Origin of the sequence: Caulobacter sp. DWR2-3-1b2, assembly GCF_049896345.1 — a bacterium.
Lineage (GTDB): Bacteria > Pseudomonadota > Alphaproteobacteria > Caulobacterales > Caulobacteraceae > Caulobacter.
This window is the reverse complement of record NZ_JAFCUC010000003.1, coordinates 267,160-285,822: the sequence shown is the minus strand read 5'-3', so window position 1 is coordinate 285,822 and position 18,663 is coordinate 267,160. Positions and strand designations below refer to the sequence as shown.

Genomic DNA, 18,663 nt, shown 5'->3' with positions numbered 1-18,663 from the left:
CACCGGTTGCACGAGCCCGCGACGAACGTCGTGACAGCGTCACCAATCATGCATCGAGCCGTCCTCGCGGCGGGCGATGGGCAGATAGGCGCGCTTGTAGGGATGTTTAGCAGCCTCGGCCTCGTCGATATCGACGCCCAGGCCGACGGCCTCGCCGGGGTGCAGCATGCCGTCGTTAAAGGTGTAGGCGTGTGGGAACACAGCGTCGGTCGCCTCGGTGTGGCGCATATATTCCTGGATGCCGAAATTGGGGATCGACAGGTCGAAGTGCAGGGCGGCGGCCATGGTGATCGGCGACAGGTCCGTCGCGCCATGGCAGCCGGTGCGCACATGATGCAGGTCGGCGAAACTGGCGATCTTCCGCAGATGCGAGATGCCGCCGGCATGGACAACGGTGGCGCGGATATAGTCGATCAGCTGTTCCTCGATCAGCTGCTTGCAGTCCCAGATCGAGTTGAACACCTCGCCCACGGCCAGGGGCGTGGTGGTGTGCTGGCGGATCAGCCGGAAACTGGCCTGGTTCTCGGCGGGGACCGCGTCTTCCATCCAGAACGGCCGATAGGGCTCCAGGTCCTTGCCCAGACGGCCAGCCTCGATCGGAGTCAGGCGGTGGTGCACGTCGTGCAGCAGGTGGATGTCGTCGCCGAGTCTGTCGCGGGCCGCCTCGAACAGGCCCGGCACGCTGCGCAGGTACTTCTCGGTTGACCACAGGCTTTCGGTCGGCAGGTCGCCGTCGGCGGGTTCGTAGGTGAACTTGTCCTTGGAAACCCCATAGACCGATTTCAGGCCCGGGACGCCCGACTGCAGGCGGATAGCCTTGTAGCCCCGCTCGGCATAGACGGCGGCGTTGTCGAGGGTCTCCTCGATGGTCGCGCCATTGGCGTGGCCATAGACCATCACGCCCGTCCGGCAGGCGCCGCCCAGCAATTGGTAGACGGGAAGGCCGGCGATCTTGCCCTTGATGTCCCACAGCGCGGTATCGACCGCGGCGATAGCGGCCATGGTCACCGGACCCCGACGCCAGTAGGCGCCCTTGTAAAGATACTGCCAGATGTCCTCGATCTGGTGAGCCTCGCGGCCGATCAGCATCGGAACGACATGGTCGCCAAGATAGCTCGCCACCGCCAATTCGCGGCCGTTGAGCGTCGCGTCGCCGATCCCGTGCAAGCCGTCGCTCGTCTCGACCTTCAGGGTGACGAAGTTGCGACCCGGGGAGCAAACGATGACTTTGGCGGCGGTAATCTTCGGCATGGGTTGCTTTCGTTGATTCAGCCTACCGATAGCCGAATGGTAGCGATATCGGTCTAAAGGAGAGGTGGGGGTTGTCAACCCATTGGTCTGACCAATAATTGCACCGTGTCTCGACCTTTGATCTCCCCGGATGTAACACGAGGTAGCGGTATCACGGCTCAAGGCCCGTCGCGCGTCTTGCAACGACGGTCCAGGGCCGCCACGGAGGAAATATGCGGCTCACGACGTTGATGCGGGACCTGTGCCTGGCCGGCTGTTTACTGTCGTTTGGCCTCGCGGCGCCGGCCGCCGCGCGAGCCGAGGATGGCCACGATCTCTGGCTGCGCTATCGCCCGCTCCCGCTAAACCAGCGCCCAGCGCCGCGCGCGATCGCCGCGACCACCGAAACGCCCACGCTGAACGTCGCCCGGGCGGAGCTCGAGCGCGGCCTGACAGGCCTGACGGGCGCGGCGCCGGCCAGCGAGGCCGGGGCGACGATCCTGCTGGGCACGCCGTCCGACACGCCCGCCGTCGCAGCCCTGAACCTGCCCCTGAAGGGTGCGGGCGCGGAAGGCTATCTGATCAGGACGGTCGGCAAGACCACGGTCATCGCGGCCAACAGCGACATCGGCGTGCTCTATGGCGTTTTCCACTATCTGCGCCTCGTGCAGACGGGTCAGGGGGTCGACAGGCTCGACATCGCGTCCGCGCCAGCGGTTCAGCATCGCCTGCTGAACCATTGGGACAACCTGAATGGCACGGTGGAGCGGGGTTATGCCGGCGCCTCCCTGTGGGACTGGTGGAAGCTGCCGGACTACAAGGACCCCCGCTATGTCGACTATGCCCGCGCCAACGCCTCGATCGGCGTCAATGGCACGGTGCTCAACAACGTCAACGCCAAGGCCGACAGCCTGACCGCGCCCTATATCGCCAAGGCCGCCGACCTGGCCGAGGTCTTCCGGCCCTATGGGATCAGGGTCTATCTGTCGGCCCGCTTCTCGGCCCCGATCGAGATCGGCGGCCTGAAGACCGCAGACCCACTGGACCCGGCCGTGCGCGCCTTCTGGAAAACCAAGGCCGACGAGATCTACAAGGCCATTCCCGACTTCGGCGGCTTCCTGGTGAAAGCCAATTCCGAGGGCCAGCCGGGCCCGCAGGACTATGGCCGCACCCATGTCGATGGCGCCAACATGTTGGCCGACGCGGTGGGGCCCCACGGCGGGATCGTGATGTGGCGGGCCTTCGTCTATTCCCACGAGCAGCCCGACGACCGCGCCAAGCAGGGCTATAGCGAGTTCAAGCCGTTCGACGGCCGATTCCGTGACAATGTCATCGTCCAGGTCAAGAACGGGGCGATCGACTTCCAACCGCGCGAGCCGTTCCATCCGCTGTTCGGCTCCATGCCCATGACCGCCCTGGGCCTGGAGTTCCAGATCACCAAGGAATATCTCGGCTTCGCGACCCACCTCGTCTATCTGGGCCCACTCTACGAGGAGACGCTGCGGTCGGACACCGATGCGAAGGGCAAGGGCTCGACCGTGGCCAAGGTGGTGGACGGCGCGCTGGATGATCATCGCCAGACGCTGATGGCCGGGGTCGCCAACATCGGCGCCGACCGCAATTGGACCGGCTCGCAGTTCGACCAGGCCAATTGGTACGTGTTCGGCCGCCTGGCCTGGGATCCGGAAGCCTCCAGCCGCGACATCGCCGCCGACTGGGCGAAGATGACCTTCTCGACCGACCCGCGCTTTGTCGAGCCGGTCGTGACGATGATGATGGGCTCGCGCGAGGCCGCGGTGGACTACATGACCCCGCTGGGCCTGCACCACCAGATGGGCCGCAGCCATCACTATGGCCCGGGTCCGTGGGTGACAGGCGGGCCGCGCGCCGACTGGACCAGCGTCTACTACGCCAAGGCCGGTCCAGATGGCGTCGGCTTTGACCGCACGGCGACCGGCAGCAACGCCGTGGCGCAGTACGCGCCGGTGGTGGCCCAGCGGTTCTCGGACCTGAAGACGGTCGATGAGAGGGACCTGCTGTGGTTCCACCATGTCCCGTGGGACTACCGCCTGAAGTCGGGCGTGAGCCTGTGGGACGGCATGGTGACCCACTATTCGCGCGGCGTGTCCTATGTCGATGGCATGGGCAAGACCTGGGAGACGCTTGCGCCCTATGTGGACCCCGAGCGCCACGCTCAAGTCGCCAGCTTCCTGGCCATCCAGCGCCATGAGGCCCAGTGGTGGCGCGACGCCTCGATCGCCTATTTCCAGACGTTTTCGAAGCGCCCGCTGCCGGCGGGCGAGGCGGCTCCGGCCCATTCGCTGGAGTATTATGAGAGCCTGAACTTCCCCTATGCGCCAGGGAATTGAGGGGGTGGTGATGGTCCTCCCCCTGTGGGGGAGGCGATCGCGCAGCGATCGGTGGGGGGAGTTTTTAGGGTCGATCGACCCACAAGCTGCCGCCTGACGATCACTCCCCCACCGTCGGCTGCGCCGACACCTCCCCCACAGGTGGAGGACTAAAAAAAGCGGCGTGTCCGGGGACACGCCGCTGGGGAACGCGAGGGAGGGAGGTTCGCGTAAGTCTAGAACTGACCCCGGATGCCGATCAGATAGGTCGGACCCGGGTCATAGAAGGTGTAGGTGGCGTTCGGATACTGGAACGCCTGCCGCTGGGTTTCGCTGGTGATGTTGATGGCGTTGAAGGTGATCTGCGCACCACCCAGAACCGGCAGGGTGTAGCTGGCCGACAGGTCCATCTGCTTGTAGGCGTCGGTTTTGATACGGGCCGTCGGCACGCTGTTCTGGTTTGGGCCAGAGCTGATCTGAGCGTCGTTGTAGTTGTAGGACACCCGCAACGTCAGGCCGTGGTTCTCGTAGTAACCCGTCAGGTTGTAGGTGTAGGGCGACACGCCCAGGGCCACCACGCCGCCGGTGCCCGTCTGGTTGACGCGGGTATAGTTGGCGGTGAAGCCAGCGCCGTCCAGCAGGAAGTCCAGGGGCTGGACCCAGTTCAGCTCGTAGCCGCGGATGGTCAGGTCGGAGCCGGAATTGACCTGCTGGCTGACGGTCACCGTCGCCGCGCTGGGGCCGCCGCGGTTGTTGATGGCGGTCTTCTGCAGGTCGGTCAGGCTGTCAAACGGAATGCCGAGCGAGGTAAAGGGCTGGGTGGTGGCGCCCAGGGTGGTGAAGCCGGTGACCACCTTCTGGAAAAGGGCCACGCCCACATAGCCGGCGCCGCCGGTGTACCATTCGCCGCCCACGTCGAAGTTGTTGGAGGTGTAGGGGCGAAGCGCCGGATTACCCTGGTTGGCGGCCTGGGCCGAGGGGTCGCTGAACGTGGTGCCCGGCAGCATGGCGCTGGGGTCGGGACGGGTCAGGGTGCGCGACGCGGACATGCGAACATTGATGTTCTCGCGCACGGCGTAGACGGCGTTGAACGACGGCAGGAAGGCGTCATACCGCTGCGACTGGGTCTTGAAGGTCAGGGTGTTGGGCACGCAGTTGGGCGTGCAGTTGGCGACATTGGGGAAGGGGATCGAAACCGGGCCGGTGATGTCCTGGTCGGTCGAGACGTAGCGCGCGCCGCCATTGATCCGCAGGTCGCGGTCCATGACAGTGGCGACGCCGGCGAATTCGACATAGGCGCCGGTGTTCTTTTCCTCGATCTTGCCGGAACTGGCGGCCGTGGCGGCCGAGGTGGTGAACGCTGCGGTGTCGTTCAAGGCCTCGAAATTGGTGGCGGCCTTGAACTTGTCGTAGTCGACCATGACAAAGCCGAGGGGGCCAGGCTTCAGGTACGAGGCCAACTGGGCGTTGGTGATCGCCGAGCCTGCGCCGCCGGCGCAGGCGGGCTGGGTGTTGGGACGCGGCAGGTAGGTCCCGCCTCCGCCGCAGGTGATCTGCTGCCAGCGGTCGCTGTTGTCCAGGGCGGTGATGGTGCGCGAGGCTTCGTCATAGGCGACGCCGCCCTTGATGTAGCTGCGTTCGTCGCCCCAGGTCAGGTCCCAGTGCGTGCCCTTGGTGGAGGTGACGCGCTTCTCGTTCTGGATGTTCACCCGGCCGCCCGCGAAGGTCCAGCCCAGGTTGGGGTCGTTGAGATTGGCGTTGGTCTTGATGCTGGGGAAGTCACCGCCGGTGTTGTTGTAGGTCACCGTCAGCCCGCTGTTGAGCGGGGTATTGATCAGGATGGTCGGCGCCTGACGGAAGAAGACGCTGCGGCTGACATTGAACTGAGCGTCCAGCTTGAGGTTGTCGCTGAAACGCCAGGTGCCGCCCGGATTGACGTTCACGAAGTCGTTGGTTTCGTGATAGGGCCGCGCCTCCAGGAAGAACTGGGCATTGGAGAAGGTGCCGCTGGTGACGATGTTACTGCCGTCGACCTTGACGTTGGTTGGCGTCATGAAATTCGAGTTGCGAACCACCCAGTCAATGTCGATGCGGCTGAACTCGCGATCGGTCTGGCCCAGCAGGGTGTCGATGTAGAACTCGGCCTTGTCATTGGGCTGGTACTGCAGCGAGACCAACAGCGAGTCGCGGTCGCGGTGACCGGCGCTGTGGGACTGGCGGCCCAGGCGCGGCAGCAGGCCATCGCTGAGTTGCTGCAGGGTCGTGCCGGGGTTGTTGGCCAGCAAGAAGGCGTCATTGACGGTCGCGCCGGTGGTCAAGCCGTTCCCGGCGTTGACGGCCACGGTCGGCGCGAAGGTGAAGCCGTTACCGCCAAAGGTGCTGTTGCAGCCGGCGCAGGCGAAGTTGCTGGACCCGCCGGTGCTGGCGTTGGTCCAGCCAATCGTCTCAAAGCCATCGGTGCGGCTCTTGGAGCGAACGCCGGCATAACCGACCAGCACGCCGAACTCGCCGACGGCCGTTTCCCACGACTTGCTGCCGATCAGGGCGCCGCGCGGGCTCCACTTGCCGGCGCTGTCTTGATAGCTGCCCTGCAGCGAATAGGTCAGATGCTGGCCGGGGCGATCCAGAGGGCGCGAGCTGCGCATGTTGACCACGCCGGCGACGCCGCCCTCCAACTGGCTGGGCACGGGCGTCTTGTTGACGTCGAGGCGCGTGAACAGCTCAGTCGGAAACAGGTCCAAGTCGATGGTGCGGTTCTGGTTCTGGGCGTCGGTGCGGCCCGACGAGGCCACGGCGACCTGCGCGCCGTTCAACACGATCTTGGTAAAGTCGGGACCAAGGCCCCGGATGGCGATGTTCAGGCCGTCCCCGTTGATTTCACGCGTGAGCTGGATACCCGGGATGCGGTTCAGCGACTCGGCGATGTTGAGGTCGGGAAACTTGCCGATGTCTTCGGAAAACACCGAGTCGGTGAAGGCGATGCTGTCGCGCTTGGCGTTGGTGGCGTCGGCCAGGCTCTTGCGGTAGCCGGTGACGATCACTTCCTCGACCGTGTCGGCGTTGGCCGGCGCCGCGGCGGGGGTCTGCTGGGCGAGAGCGGGCGCGCCGATGAAGCCAGTCAGGCAGGTGGCGCCGATGAGGGCGAGCCGGACGGCGCGCGAGCGGACGGATGAAGCCATGTTTCTCCCCTATGGTTCAGTGCTCTGCGCACTTGTCATTTTAGACGGCGGCCTTGTTTAGCCTTCTCGACGACACCATCGAGATCGGCGACATGGTAGCGGTCACAGTGAAGCGTTACGAGGTAAGGCCTCTTGTGTCAACGAGGTCATACCTCTTGGGAGAACGTTGTCCGACCACGATGTTTTAAGGTCACGCTTTGCGCCCAGCCGAAGGTGTTAGCGCTACCTTGACGAGGGTCCGCGAGCCCTGTCATCTGAGGTGTGCTCGCTGGTGAGACCACCCTGGAGCGCCGGGAGACAAGCCATGAAAAGACTCCGTCAAGGAGCGTGCGGCCGTGCGGCCGCAATGATCCTGGCCGCCGCAGGCGCGGCCGAGGCCGCGAACGCCGCACCGAGCGCCTTCCAGACCTCCGCGCCGGGAACCGCCAGCTTCGACTGGTTCGACTATGAGGGCTCAGACCCAGCCGACGCGGCCTTCAAACCGGCGTCCGGCCAATACGCCAACCCGATTCTGAAGGGCTTCTATCCGGATCCCAGCGTCACGCGGGTGGGCGAAGACTATTACCTGGTCAACTCGACCTTTTCGTATTTTCCGGGCCTACCGGTTTTCCACAGCAAGGATCTCGTCCACTGGACCCAGATCGCCAACGCGATCGATCGGCCGGGCCAACTGAACTTCGACGGCCTGGGCTTGTCGCGGGGGGTGTTCGCTCCGGCTATTACCGAGCACAACGGCACGTTCTACATCCTCAACACCTGCGTTGATTGTGGAGGCAATTTCCTGATCACCGCCAAGGACCCCAAGGGGCCGTGGTCGGACCCGGTCTGGCTGCCGCAGGTCGGCGGAATCGACGCCTCGTTGTTCTTCGACACCGACGGCAAAGGCTGGATCGTCAACAACGACGCGCCTGACCGCCCGCCGCTCTATGATGGCCACCGCGCCATCTGGATCCAGGAATTCGACGCGAAGAGCCAGAAAACTGTCGGTCCGCGCAGCGTGCTGCTGGACGGTGGCGTCGATCCCTTGACCAAGCCGATCTGGATCGAGGGGCCGCACATCACCTTGGTCGATGGCAGCTACTACCTGACCGCGGCCGAGGGGGGCACGGCCGAGGGTCATTCGCAGGTGGTGCTGCGGGCCGATAAGGTCGCCGGCCCCTATGTGCCCTACGACCACAATCCGATCCTGACCCAGCGCGGACTGCCCAAGGATCGCGCCCTGCCCATCACCTCTGCCGGCCACGCAGACCTGGTGCAGACCCAGAACGGTGACTGGTGGGCCACCTTCCTGGCCGTGCGGCCTTACGGTGATGACCTCTACAACACCGGCCGCGAGACCTTCCTGCTGCCCGTGACCTGGAAAGACGGCTGGCCGATGATCTTGCCGAAAGGCGAGACCATCCCCTATGTCCACGCCAGACCGGCCTTGCCGAACCCGCCAGCGTCTACGCTGCCTACCAGCGGCGCTTTCAAGGTACACGAGGCGTTCGACGGCAAGGACCTGCCGCTGAACTGGATGACCCTCCGCAACCCGCGAGAACGGTGGTGGAGCCTGAAGGATGGCCAGTTGGTCTTGACCGCCCGCGACCAGAAGCTGGGAGCCGGCGTGCAGCCCTCTTTCTGGGGCCGTCGCCAGCAGCACATCAACGCCAGCGCCTCGACCGCTCTCCGCTACGTTCCGACCAGGCCGGGCGACAAGGCCGGTCTGGTCGCGCTGCAGAACGACGACTTCTACTATTTCCTGGGCCTGGCTCTGCAGGACGGCAAGCCGGTGGTGCGGCTGGAGCGGCGGGCCGGACCCAAGGATCCGGTTGATGGCGTGGTGCTGGCCAGCGCCCCGGTCACCTTGAAGGCGGACGGCCCGGTCTATTTGAAGATCGAGGCCCACGGGGGGGCCTACGATTTCTCATATAGCCAGAGGCCGGGCCACTGGACTGTCCTGAAGACTGGCGTGGATGGGACGATCCTCAGCACCAAGGTCGCGGGCGGATTCGTCGGGGCGGTGATGGGGGTCTATGCGTACGGGAATTGAACCCCGTTCCCAGGCATCCCGCCGGTCGCCGGATGCCTGGATTTGACCTGGAGCATTTTTCGAGCGGAAGTGGTTCCGGTTCGCGTAAAGAAAAATGCGTCAAAACAAAAGATTAGAGCTCCCGGCCTGTCGCAGTCAGGTCGGGAAATGCTCTAGACCGCCGCGCAGTTGTCCGCGATGAACCGCAAGTGTTCCGGCATCACCTCGGCCGACTTGGCGATCACCGATCGGATGTCGCTCATCCGCGCCCGCAGGTCGTCGTCGGACAGGATGTCGGCCATCGGATCGTGACCGCGCGGCTCCAGGCCCTGGCCAATCATCACCGCGAACCAACTGGTGTCGTTGAACAGTTCCTCGTTCTCGCGGAACACCCGGCCGTAGCTCTTGAACACCGCGATCTTGTCGGCCAGGTAATCGGGAATGGGCATGGTCCGCAGATAGTCCCAGTACGGCGTGTCGCTGCGCTGGGTGGCGTTGAAGTGCAGGATGAGAAAGTCACGGATTTTCTCATATTCGAACTGCATGACGCGGTTGTAGCGGTCGATGTCGGGCTGCTCGAAACGCTCGTCGGGGAACATGGCCAGAAGGCGCGAGATGCCGACCTGGATCAGATGGATGCTCTGGCTTTCCAGAGGCTCCATGAAGCCGCCCGACAGGCCGATTGCGACGACGTTCTTGTTCCAACTCTTCAGCCGGCGGCCCGCCTTGAACTTCAGGGTAAAGGGATCGCGCAGCGGCGCCCCGTCCAGGTTGGCCAACAGATAGGCGGTCGCCTCGTCTTCGCTGATATGCTGGCTGGAATAGGCATAGCCGTTGCCCAGCCGATGCTGCAGCGGGATGCGCCACTGCCAGCCGGCTGGCCGTGCGGTGGCGCGCGTCACCGGGGCGAGCGAGCCACCCAGTTCGCAGGGCACGGCCACTGCGCGGTCGTTGAGCAGCCAGTTTGACCAGTCCTCGTAGCCTGTCTTCAAGGTCTCCTCGATCAACAGCCCGCGGAACCCCGAACAGTCGATGAACAGGTCGCCCTTGATCCGCTCACCGCTCTGCAGGGTCACGGCTTCGACGAAGCCGTCGGCCGCCCGCTGGTGAACCTCGACGATCTTGCCTTCCTGGCGCCGGACGCCGCGCTCCTCGGCGTATCCCCGCAGGAACCGGGCGTAGAGGCCAGCGTCGATGTGATAGGCGTGAGCGATCGAGCCCAGCGGCGAGTTGGGCTGGCCGTTGGCCCGCATGAACTTGCCCTGGTCCGCCGCCAAGGCTTGCAGCGAATATTCGGTGAGCTCGCCGGCTTCCCCCAAGGCCTTCAGCCGAAGCCAGTAGGCGTGGAACGACACCCCCTCCATATCGACGCCATAGGGGCCGAACGGGTGATAGTAGCTGTGGCCGATCGACTTCCAGTCGACGAACTCGATGGCCAGCTTGAAGGTCGCCTTGGTGCGACGGACGAACTCGTTTTCGTCCAGGCCCAGCATGCGATTAAAGATGTTGATCTGCGGGATGGTCGATTCGCCGACCCCCACCGTGCCGATCTCCTCGGACTCGACCAGGGTCACGCTTGTGTGGCCGTCCTTGAGAAAACGTCCCAGGGCGGCGGCGGTCATCCAGCCGGCGGTGCCGCCCCCAACGATGACAATCTTGCGCAGGCGGTGGTCGGTCATGCGGGAACCCCAGACGTGGCGTTGGCGGGCGCGGCGTCGGCGGCGCAGTAGCGGGCGGTGAAGGCTTGGTGAGAGGGCAGGGCGGCGGCCGTCTGGGCGATCAGGGCCGACATCCGCTTGAGGCGCTGGACGATGTCCCCCTCGGGCAGGCTATCGACCAGCGCGTCATACTGGCGCGGGACGATCCCCTGACCCAACAGCACGGCGATCCAACTGGGCTCGGCGAACAGGTCGTAGTCGGACTGGAACAGCCGTCCTCGACCGGCGAACAGGTCGATCTTGCGCTGCAGGCTCTCGGGTATCTCCATCGTCCGGACATAATCCCAATAGGGCGTGTCGGCGCGGGCGGTGGCCTTGTAGTGCAGGATGATGAAGTCGCGGACGAGGTCCACCTGCTGGGCGGTCAGGCGGTTGTACTGATCGATCTCCAGCGGATTGAAGCTCTGGTCGGGGAACAGGGACAGCAGCTTGGTGATCCCCGCCTGGATCAGGTGGATGCTGGTGCTTTCCAGCGGCTCCAGGAAACCAGACGACAGGCCGATGGCCACGCAGTTCTTGATCCACGCCCGATCGCGACGTCCTGCGGTGAAGCGTAGAAAGTTCGGCTCGGCCTGGGCCGGGCCGTCGAGGCCGGCCATCAGGGTCGCCAGGGCCTCGTCGTCGCCAATATGGGCGCTGGAATAGACGTAGCCGTTGCCCGTGCGGTGCTGCAGCGGGATGCGCCAAGTCCAGCCGGCCTTCTGGGCTGTGGCGCGGGTATAGGGCGTCATGCCGTCGCCGCCGGTTGCGCAGGGCAGGGCCACGGCCCGGTCGTTGGGCAGCCAGTGGCTCCAGTCGTGATAGGTCCCGCCCAGGGCCTCGCCGATCAGCAGGGCGCGAAAGCCAGTGCAGTCAATGAACAGGTCTGCCTCCAGCACGCGGCCGTCGTCGAGCGTGACGGACTGAATGAACCCGTCCTCGCCGCGCAGGGTGACATCGGCGACCTTGCCCTCGACACGGGTCGCGCCGCGCGCCTCGGAGAAGCGCCGCAGGTATCTGGCATAGAGGCCAGCGTCGAAGTGGAAGGCGTATTTCAGGCTCGACAGCACCTTGGCCGGGTCGGGGTCGGGCAAAGCCATGCGACCGGTCAGGGCGGCGACGGCGGCCAGGTTGAAGGTCTCGATCGGCCCGACCTGATCGCGGAACTTCAGCCAGATCTGGTGAAACTTGATCGCCTCGATATCCAGGCCGAAGGTCCCGAACGGGTGGATGTAGCGATCGCCGGGGTCGGTCCAGCCTCGGAACTCAATCCCCAGCTTGAACGTGGCTTTGGTGGCCCGCATGAAGTCGCGCTCGTCGATCCCAAGCATGGCGTTGAAGGTGAGGATCGGCGGGATCGTGGCCTCCCCGACCCCGACCGTGCCGATCTGCTCGGACTCGACCAGCGTCACCTCGACCTGGCGGCCCAGGACCTTGGACAGGGCGGCGGCCGTCATCCAACCGGCCGTGCCCCCGCCGACGATCAGGACTTTCCGGATGGGCGCGTTCGTCATGCGTGAGCCTTCAGCGCGTCGGCGTGGGAGGGCAGGGACTCGGCGGTCTGGCGGATCAGGGCGCGCAGCCTGGCCAGCGCCTCGCCCGCGCGCGCGGGCGGCAGTCGCTCGGCCAGCGGGTCGTGGCGGCGCGGCAGCAGCCCGTGGCCGATCAGCGCCTCGGTCCAGCTTCCTTCCATGAAGGTCTCTTCGTCATAGAGCACCACACGACCGCGGCTCTCGAACTGCGCCAGCTTGTAGGCCAGGGGCTGGGAGGGCGAGGCGCGGCGCGCCATGGTCCATAGGGGATCCTCGCGGTGGCTGAGTGCGTAGCGCATCACGGCCATGTCCAGGGCGCGATCCATCTCCTCGGCCATCAGGCGATTATATTCGGCGGCGGCCTGCGGATCGCCGTCGCGACCGGGAAGCAAGCCCAGCAGCCGCGATACGCCGCTCTGGATCAGGTGAGCGTCGGAGCCGTTCAAGGGCTCGATCTGGCCGGCCGCCGGACCGATGGCCACGCAGTTGGCGCGCCAGACCTGCTCGCGGCGACCATTGCGCAGCGGCTCGACATGGTCCTCGCCGCCCAGGATCTCGACCGCCTCGTCGTCGGACGTCAGGTCCGAGCGATAGGCCAGGGCGACGGCGTCACGGTCGCGCAACGGGACCCGGCGCAGCCAGCCCTCGGCGATCGCCTCCACCTCGGTCAGGGGCGACGGATTGGGGCGGAGTGCGATCTCGCGCGTCGCCAGGCGGTCGCAAGGCAACCAGGCCGTGGCGTCTCGCCACGCCACGCCCAAGGCCCCGCCGATCAGCCGGCCGTCGGCGGTGGTGTCGATGAACAGGTCGGCCTCGACGCGCTCGCCGCTGACCAGCTCTATGGCCTCGACGCCGCCCTCGGCCGACAGGGCGACGGCCGCGACCTCGCCAGACCCGCGCGCGACGCCCGGCCCCGCCGCTCTGAGAACGGCCGCATAGCCGGCGGCGTCGAGATGCAGGCCGTACGACAGGGTCGACAGCACCGACCGCGCGTCCTCACTGGGCCTTGTGAAGCGCCCTATCCGCGCGGCCACGGCCGCCAGGCTGTAGGCTTCGAACGGCCCGACGTCCTGGCTCGCCCGAGCCCGCAACCAGTGATGATGGAAGGCCACGCCCTCCAGGCCGACGCCGACGTCGCTGAAGCCTTCGATGTGATCGCCCGAGGCCCAGCCGCTGAACCGCGATCCCAGCTTGAACGTACCGTGGGCGGCGCGCATCAGGGCCCCTTCCTCAAGGCCAAGCAGGCCGTGGAAGGTGCGCAGGGCAGGCAGGGTCGACAGAGCCCCCCGCGGGGCGCTGTCGGCGGTTTCGATCACGCGGATGTCGCAGCCGGCGGGCAGGGCGCGGGCGAGGGCGCAGGCGGTCATCCAACCGGCGACGCCGCCGCCGAGGATGACGACGCGGCTCAAGGGGGCGCCCCTCATGCGGCGACGCCCGAGGCCGCGCAAAACCGCGCGATCCAGTCGGCGTGGGTCGGCATGGCCGCTGTGGCGCCAGCGATCGACTCCCGCATCGCCGCGAGGCGCTGAGCCAGGGCGCCGTCGGGGATCTTGTCGCTGACCGGGTCATAGCCGCTGGGGACGACGTTCTGGCCCAGATAGACCGCCAGCCAGCTGGGCTCGAGGAAGAAGCCGTCCTTGTACTTCACCACCACGCCCCGGTCGCGGAACAGGTCCATCTTGTAGGCCAGGCTATCGGGGATCTTCATGGTCCGGCGGTCGTTCCAGAACGGCGCGTCGGTGCGGTTGGTGGCATGATAGTGCAGCACCAGGAAATCGCGGATCCGCTCGAACTCCAGCTCCATGACCCGATTGTACTCGTTCTGGTCGGCCTGGTCGCAGGACCGGTCGGGGAAAAGCTCCAGCAGGGTGGTGACCGCCACCTGGATCAGGTGGATGCTGGTGCTTTCCAACGGTTCGAGAAAGCCGCTGGCCAAGCCGATGGCCACGCAATTGCGGCTCCAATGTTTCTTGCGCCGGCCGGTCACGAACCGCAGGAAGCGCGGCTCGGCCTGGGCCTGTCCCTCAAGACCGGCCAGCAGCTTGGCGGCGGCGGCGTCGTCACTGATATAGTCGCTGCAATAGACATAGCCGTTGCCGACCCGGTGCTGCAGCGGGATGCGCCAGCGCCAGCCGGCGGTGTCGGCCGTGGCGCGGGTATAGGGGATCGAAGGCTCGACAGTGTCGCACGGCACGGCGGCGGCGCGGTTGCAGGGCAGCCACTGGCTCCAGTCGTCGTAACCCGTCTTCAGCGCCTGCTCGATCAACAGTCCCCGAAAGCCAGAGCAGTCGATGAACAGATCGCCTTCGATCCGCTCGCCGCTGTCCATGACGATCGCTTCGATGAAGCCGTCCTCGCCGCGCAGGACGACGTCTGCCACCTTACCCTCGGTGCGGACCACGCCGCGCGCCTCGGCATAGGTTCGCAGATAGGCGGCGTAGAGCCCGGCGTCGAACTGGTAGGCGTAGTTGTAGGTTGAAGCCACGGAGCGCAGGTCGGAGGAGGGCGGGGCGAACTTGCCCTGGCGCGCGGCCATGATCGGCAGGCTGTAGGCCTCGATCGGCGTCGGGTCGCCGCCCTGCGCCGCGCGTAGCCAGTGATGGTGGAAACCCACGCCGCCGATCGCCGCGCCGTAGGCCCCGAACGGGTGGATGTAGCTGTCGCCGACTCGCGCCCAATCGCGAAACTCGATGCCCAGCTTGTAGGTCGCCTGGGTCTTGCGCATGAAGTCGGCTTCGTCGAGGCCCAGGGCCGTGTTGAAGTGGCGAATGTGGGGGACCGTCGCCTCGCCGACGCCGACCGTGCCGATCTCGGCGGATTCGACCAGACGGATGGTGATGGGCAAGCCGTTCAGCTTGGCCGCCAGGCCGGCAGCGGTCATCCAGCCGGCCGTGCCGCCGCCCACGATGACGATGGTTCGGACTGCCTGTTGCGTCATCCCGTTTCCCCCTGACCACCGTCGCCTCTGGGTGCGATCGGCCTAATGATGCAAATTGACAACGCTGTCTAAAATAAAACCGCTGCCAGGCCATGCGCCACAGTGTCGCGCCCGAACCTGTTTGACAGCGCTATCTGAAGGGCTCATCGCTTAGATGGCTTACCAATGCAAGACGTTGGAAGCCACGGCAATTGTTACGACAAATCAAAAGATTGGGAGCGCACCGTTTTTTTCTGCACGGATAAGGTAGCGGTACCTTGACGGCGGAAACCATTGCAATATGGTCTGACCTCAAGGTCGATTCATATGGCCAGTGGTAGCGGTAACGCGCGACCTAAACGATAAATGGGGAGGCGAAATATGCACTTGATCCATAGCGCGACCACGCGCGACCAAAATCAGAAAATTCTTGCTCTGAAATACGGCGTATCGGCCATCGCGCTGAGCGCGATGCTGATCGGCGCGCCAGCACTGGCCCAGACCCAGACCCAGGCCAAGCCCGCGAGCGACGCGCAGATCGTCGATGAAGTCGTCGTCACCAGCATTCGCAAGAGCCTGCAGAGCTCGCAGCAGCTCAAGCAAAGCTCGGAGATCATCGGCGACTCGATTACCTCCGAAGACATCGGGGCTCTGCCGGACCGGTCGGTCACCGAGGCGCTGCAGCGGATCCCGGGCGTGGCCATCAGCCGCTTCGCCGCCGGCGTTGATCCCGACCACTTCTCGGCCGAAGGCAGCGGCGTCGTCGTGCGCGGCCTGAACTTCGTGCGTTCGGAGCTGAACGGTCGCGACACCTTCTCGGCCAATAACGGCCGCGCCCTGAGCTTTGCCGACGTGCCTTCCGAACTGATGGGCGGCGTCGACGTCTTCAAGAGCCCGTCTGCCGACATGATCGAGGGCGGCATCTCCGGCACGGTCAACCTGCGCACCCGCCTGCCGTTCGACAGCAGCAAGCGCCTGCTCTCGGTTTCGGCGGAAGAGAGCTACGGCGACTTCGTCAAGAAGTGGGCTCCGACCTTCTCGGCGCTGTACAGCGACCAGTGGGACACCGAGGCCGGCACGTTCGGCCTGCTGCTGAGCGCCGTCGACTCCAAGCTCTCCACCCGCTCGGACGGCACGCAGGTGTCGAACTTCGGTTGCCGCACCGGCTTCACCAGCGCCCAGACCGCCAATCCGCAAGCCGCGACCTGCCCCGGTGGCGGCAAGGGCGTGTGGTTCCCGCGCGGCGCGGCGTTCCGCAGCACCGAGACCAAGCGTGAGCGCACGGGCTATGCTGCGGCCGGCCAGTGGCGCAGCAACGACGACACCATGTTGGCCACCTTTCAGTACCTGCGCTCGGAATCGACCCAGTCCTGGACCGAGCACGCAATCGAAATCGCCACCGACAACGTGACCTCGAACGGTGACTCGCGTCCGATCGACGGCACCACCTTCGGTGTCGACAGCAACGGCGTCTTCACCAATGGCGTCATCACCGGTCCGCAAGGTTGGCGTGATGACCAGTTCAGCGCCGATCCTCGCGTGCCGAGCTTTGGTCTGCAAAGCAACAACGTCAATCGCAATGTCGAGCAGACCTATCTGACGTCTGACTACGGCTTTAACTTCAAGTGGACGCCGAACGATCGCCTCGGCGTAGCCTTCGACTACCAACACGTCGACTCCACGGTCGATAATCTCGACGTGGGCATTTGGGGCTCAAGCTTCCAGAACCTGAACCTGAAGCTGAATGGCTCGGATCTTCCGGAGTTCACTTTCATCCCACCGGCCAGCGGGGCTAGCATCCCGCCCTGCTCGCCGCCCAGCGGCACCTGCTCGACCTACTTCAACGCACCGAATGACAACTTCCAAAGCCCGCACAACAGCTTCTGGCGCTCGGCGATGGACCACATCGAACAAAGCGAAGGAAAAGAAGACGCCGCAAAGATCGACGTCGATTATCGCTTCGCGGAGAACAGTTGGCTAGAATCGGCCCGGGTCGGCGTTCGCTGGGCCGAGCGCGATCAAACAACCCGTTTCTCGACCTATAACTGGGGTGTGCTGAGCGAAATCTGGGGCGGCGGCGGCCCGGTCTGGTTCGATGATCAGATCAACGGCTCGCCGACAACGCCCGGCGGTTCGACCAGCGCGGCCCAGACCACGCTCTACCCTTTCACCGACTTCATGCGCGGTCAGGTGCCGGTTCCGACTGGTCTCCAGGCCCGGCCGTTCTACAACGGCAACTCGGCCAAGGACTATGCCGCCATGACGGCCTTCGCCCTGAGCGTCGGTGACGAGTGGCGGGCCCGTAACGGCGGCAATGGCTGCCCGCAGAACTGGGTTCCGCTCGCTCAACGCTGCGGCGTGGTCGCCGGTACGCCGTTCTTGCCGGGTGAAATCAACCCGATCAATGAAAAGACCCAATCCGCTTACGGCATGCTGCGCTTCAGGCATGAATTCGACGGCGACATCGGTGTCAGCGGCAATATCGGCCTGCGCTATACCAAGACGAAGCGCGAGGCTTCCGGCTTCCTGTCCTTCCCGGCCTCAAACCCGCCGAGCGACCAGTCCTGCCTGGACTCTCTCGCCCGATACAACGCTCAGCCTAATCCGAAGCCTGCGTTCGCACCGACAGACTTCTGTTCACTGCCCGCGACCACCCGGGCCGCGACACGTCTTTTCTCGAACGGCGCCACCACCCCGACCGTCGCGCGTGCCACCTTCGAACATTGGCTGCCCAGCGTAAACGTGAAGGTTGCTCTGCCCAACAAGGTGCAACTACGCTTCGCCGCCTCGAAGACCATCACGCCGCCGGACATCGGTTTGACCCGCAACTACTACAATGTGGGTCTGGACCTCTCTGACACGGGGATCGCCGGTCCTCCGCTGACCGCCACCAGCGTCAGCGGCAACCTGACGGTCGGCAATCCCTATCTTAAGCCGACGAAGTCGTTCAATTTGGACGGTGCGGTGGAATGGTATTTCGCGCCGGTCGGCTCGCTAACCTTCGCGGCCTTCTACAAGGAACTGAAGGACGTCGCGACGAACTCGACTGCGCGTATTCCGTTCACCAACAACGGCGCTACCTTCGACGTGGCCATCACCACGCCGGGCAACTCGGACCAGACGGCCAAGGTCAAGGGCTTCGAGATCGGCTATCAGCAGTTCTACGACTTCCTGCCCAAGCCGTTCGACGGGTTCGGCATCAACGCCAACTACACCTACATCGACAGCAAGGGCGTGCCGCAAAGCACGCTGTCGGCGACCGACCCCGACGTGGCCGCCGGCCGGGTCTCGACCGTCGACACCAGCCTGCTGCCGCTGCAAGGTCTGTCCAAGCACAACGTCAACTTCGCGGGCATCTACGAGAAGGGTCCGATCTCGGCTCGCCTGGCCTACAACTGGCGTTCGGACTTCCTGCTGACCGTCCGCGACGTGATCGTGCCCTATGCCCCGATCATGAATGAGGCCACCGGCCAGTTGGATGGGTCGCTGTTCTACACCGTCAATCCCAAGGTGAAGATCGGCGTGCAGGGCGTGAACCTGACCAACGAGGTCACCAAGACCACGCAGGTCCTGAACAACCAACTGCTCAAGGCTGGACGGTCTTGGTTCATGAACGACCGGCGCTACACCTTCGTGGTGCGCGCCAGCTTCTAAGGTCGATGGCGTCCGGCCGGGGCCTGCCCCTCGGTCGGACGTCCGCGGCCTCGGCTCCGGCCCGGTGGGGCGGAGACATTCGGTTCCTAGGACTT

The 18,663-nt window shown here is 65.2% G+C and carries 9 protein-coding genes; 3 read left to right on the top strand and 6 right to left on the bottom strand.

Features of this window, described 5'->3' with window-relative positions; translation table 11 throughout:
• Nucleotides 1-39 precede the first annotated feature (39 nt).
• Nucleotides 40-1,251: a D-mannonate dehydratase ManD gene (gene manD / locus ACP694_RS10630; RefSeq protein ID WP_426012212.1), complete on the bottom strand. Its 1,212-nt coding sequence runs from the start codon at nucleotides 1,249-1,251 to the stop codon at nucleotides 40-42.
• 230 nt (nucleotides 1,252-1,481) lie between these two features.
• Between manD and ACP694_RS10625 the strand changes: the two genes are divergently transcribed.
• On the top strand, nucleotides 1,482-3,599 hold the full coding sequence (locus tag ACP694_RS10625; protein WP_426012572.1) for an alpha-glucuronidase family glycosyl hydrolase: 2,118 nt from the start codon (nucleotides 1,482-1,484) through the stop codon (nucleotides 3,597-3,599).
• Between the two features lie 215 nt (nucleotides 3,600-3,814).
• On the opposite strand, the gene ACP694_RS10620 is transcribed toward ACP694_RS10625, so the two are convergent.
• Nucleotides 3,815-6,757, bottom strand: a complete 2,943-nt coding sequence (locus ACP694_RS10620; RefSeq protein ID WP_426012210.1) for a TonB-dependent receptor — start codon at nucleotides 6,755-6,757, stop codon at nucleotides 3,815-3,817.
• A gap of 346 nt (nucleotides 6,758-7,103) precedes the next feature.
• Here ACP694_RS10620 and ACP694_RS10615 point away from each other — a divergent pair, with 346 nt between their 5' ends.
• Nucleotides 7,104-8,789, top strand: coding sequence for a glycoside hydrolase family 43 protein (locus ACP694_RS10615; RefSeq protein ID WP_426012570.1), 1,686 nt, complete (start codon nucleotides 7,104-7,106; stop codon nucleotides 8,787-8,789).
• A 152-nt stretch (nucleotides 8,790-8,941) separates the two neighbouring features.
• On the opposite strand, the gene ACP694_RS10610 is transcribed toward ACP694_RS10615, so the two are convergent.
• From ACP694_RS10610 to ACP694_RS10595, 4 genes are read right to left on the bottom strand one after another with little or no spacing between them, the layout of a single operon-like run.
• Nucleotides 8,942-10,447 carry a tryptophan halogenase family protein gene (locus ACP694_RS10610; RefSeq protein ID WP_426012208.1) on the bottom strand — a complete coding sequence of 502 codons (1,506 nt, stop codon included), beginning with the start codon at nucleotides 10,445-10,447 and terminating at the stop codon, nucleotides 8,942-8,944.
• On the bottom strand, nucleotides 10,444-11,979 hold the full coding sequence (locus tag ACP694_RS10605) for a tryptophan halogenase family protein (protein WP_426012206.1): 1,536 nt from the start codon (nucleotides 11,977-11,979) through the stop codon (nucleotides 10,444-10,446). The genes ACP694_RS10610 and ACP694_RS10605 overlap by 4 nt, the downstream gene beginning before the upstream one ends.
• The gene (locus tag ACP694_RS10600; protein ID WP_426012204.1) at nucleotides 11,976-13,406 is read right to left on the bottom strand and encodes a tryptophan halogenase family protein; all 1,431 of its coding nucleotides are present in this window, start codon (nucleotides 13,404-13,406) and stop codon (nucleotides 11,976-11,978) included. Before ACP694_RS10600 ends, ACP694_RS10605 begins: the two co-directional genes overlap by 4 nt.
• Before the next feature lie 11 nt (nucleotides 13,407-13,417).
• Entirely contained in the window at nucleotides 13,418-14,935 is a 1,518-nt protein-coding gene (locus ACP694_RS10595) for a tryptophan halogenase family protein (RefSeq protein ID WP_426012202.1), read from the bottom strand.
• 360 nt (nucleotides 14,936-15,295) lie between these two features.
• Here ACP694_RS10595 and ACP694_RS10590 point away from each other — a divergent pair, with 360 nt between their 5' ends.
• Nucleotides 15,296-18,568 (top strand): TonB-dependent receptor, encoded by a 3,273-nt coding sequence (locus ACP694_RS10590; protein WP_426012200.1) that lies wholly within the window; start codon nucleotides 15,296-15,298, stop codon nucleotides 18,566-18,568.
• Nucleotides 18,569-18,663: the final 95 nt, after the last annotated feature.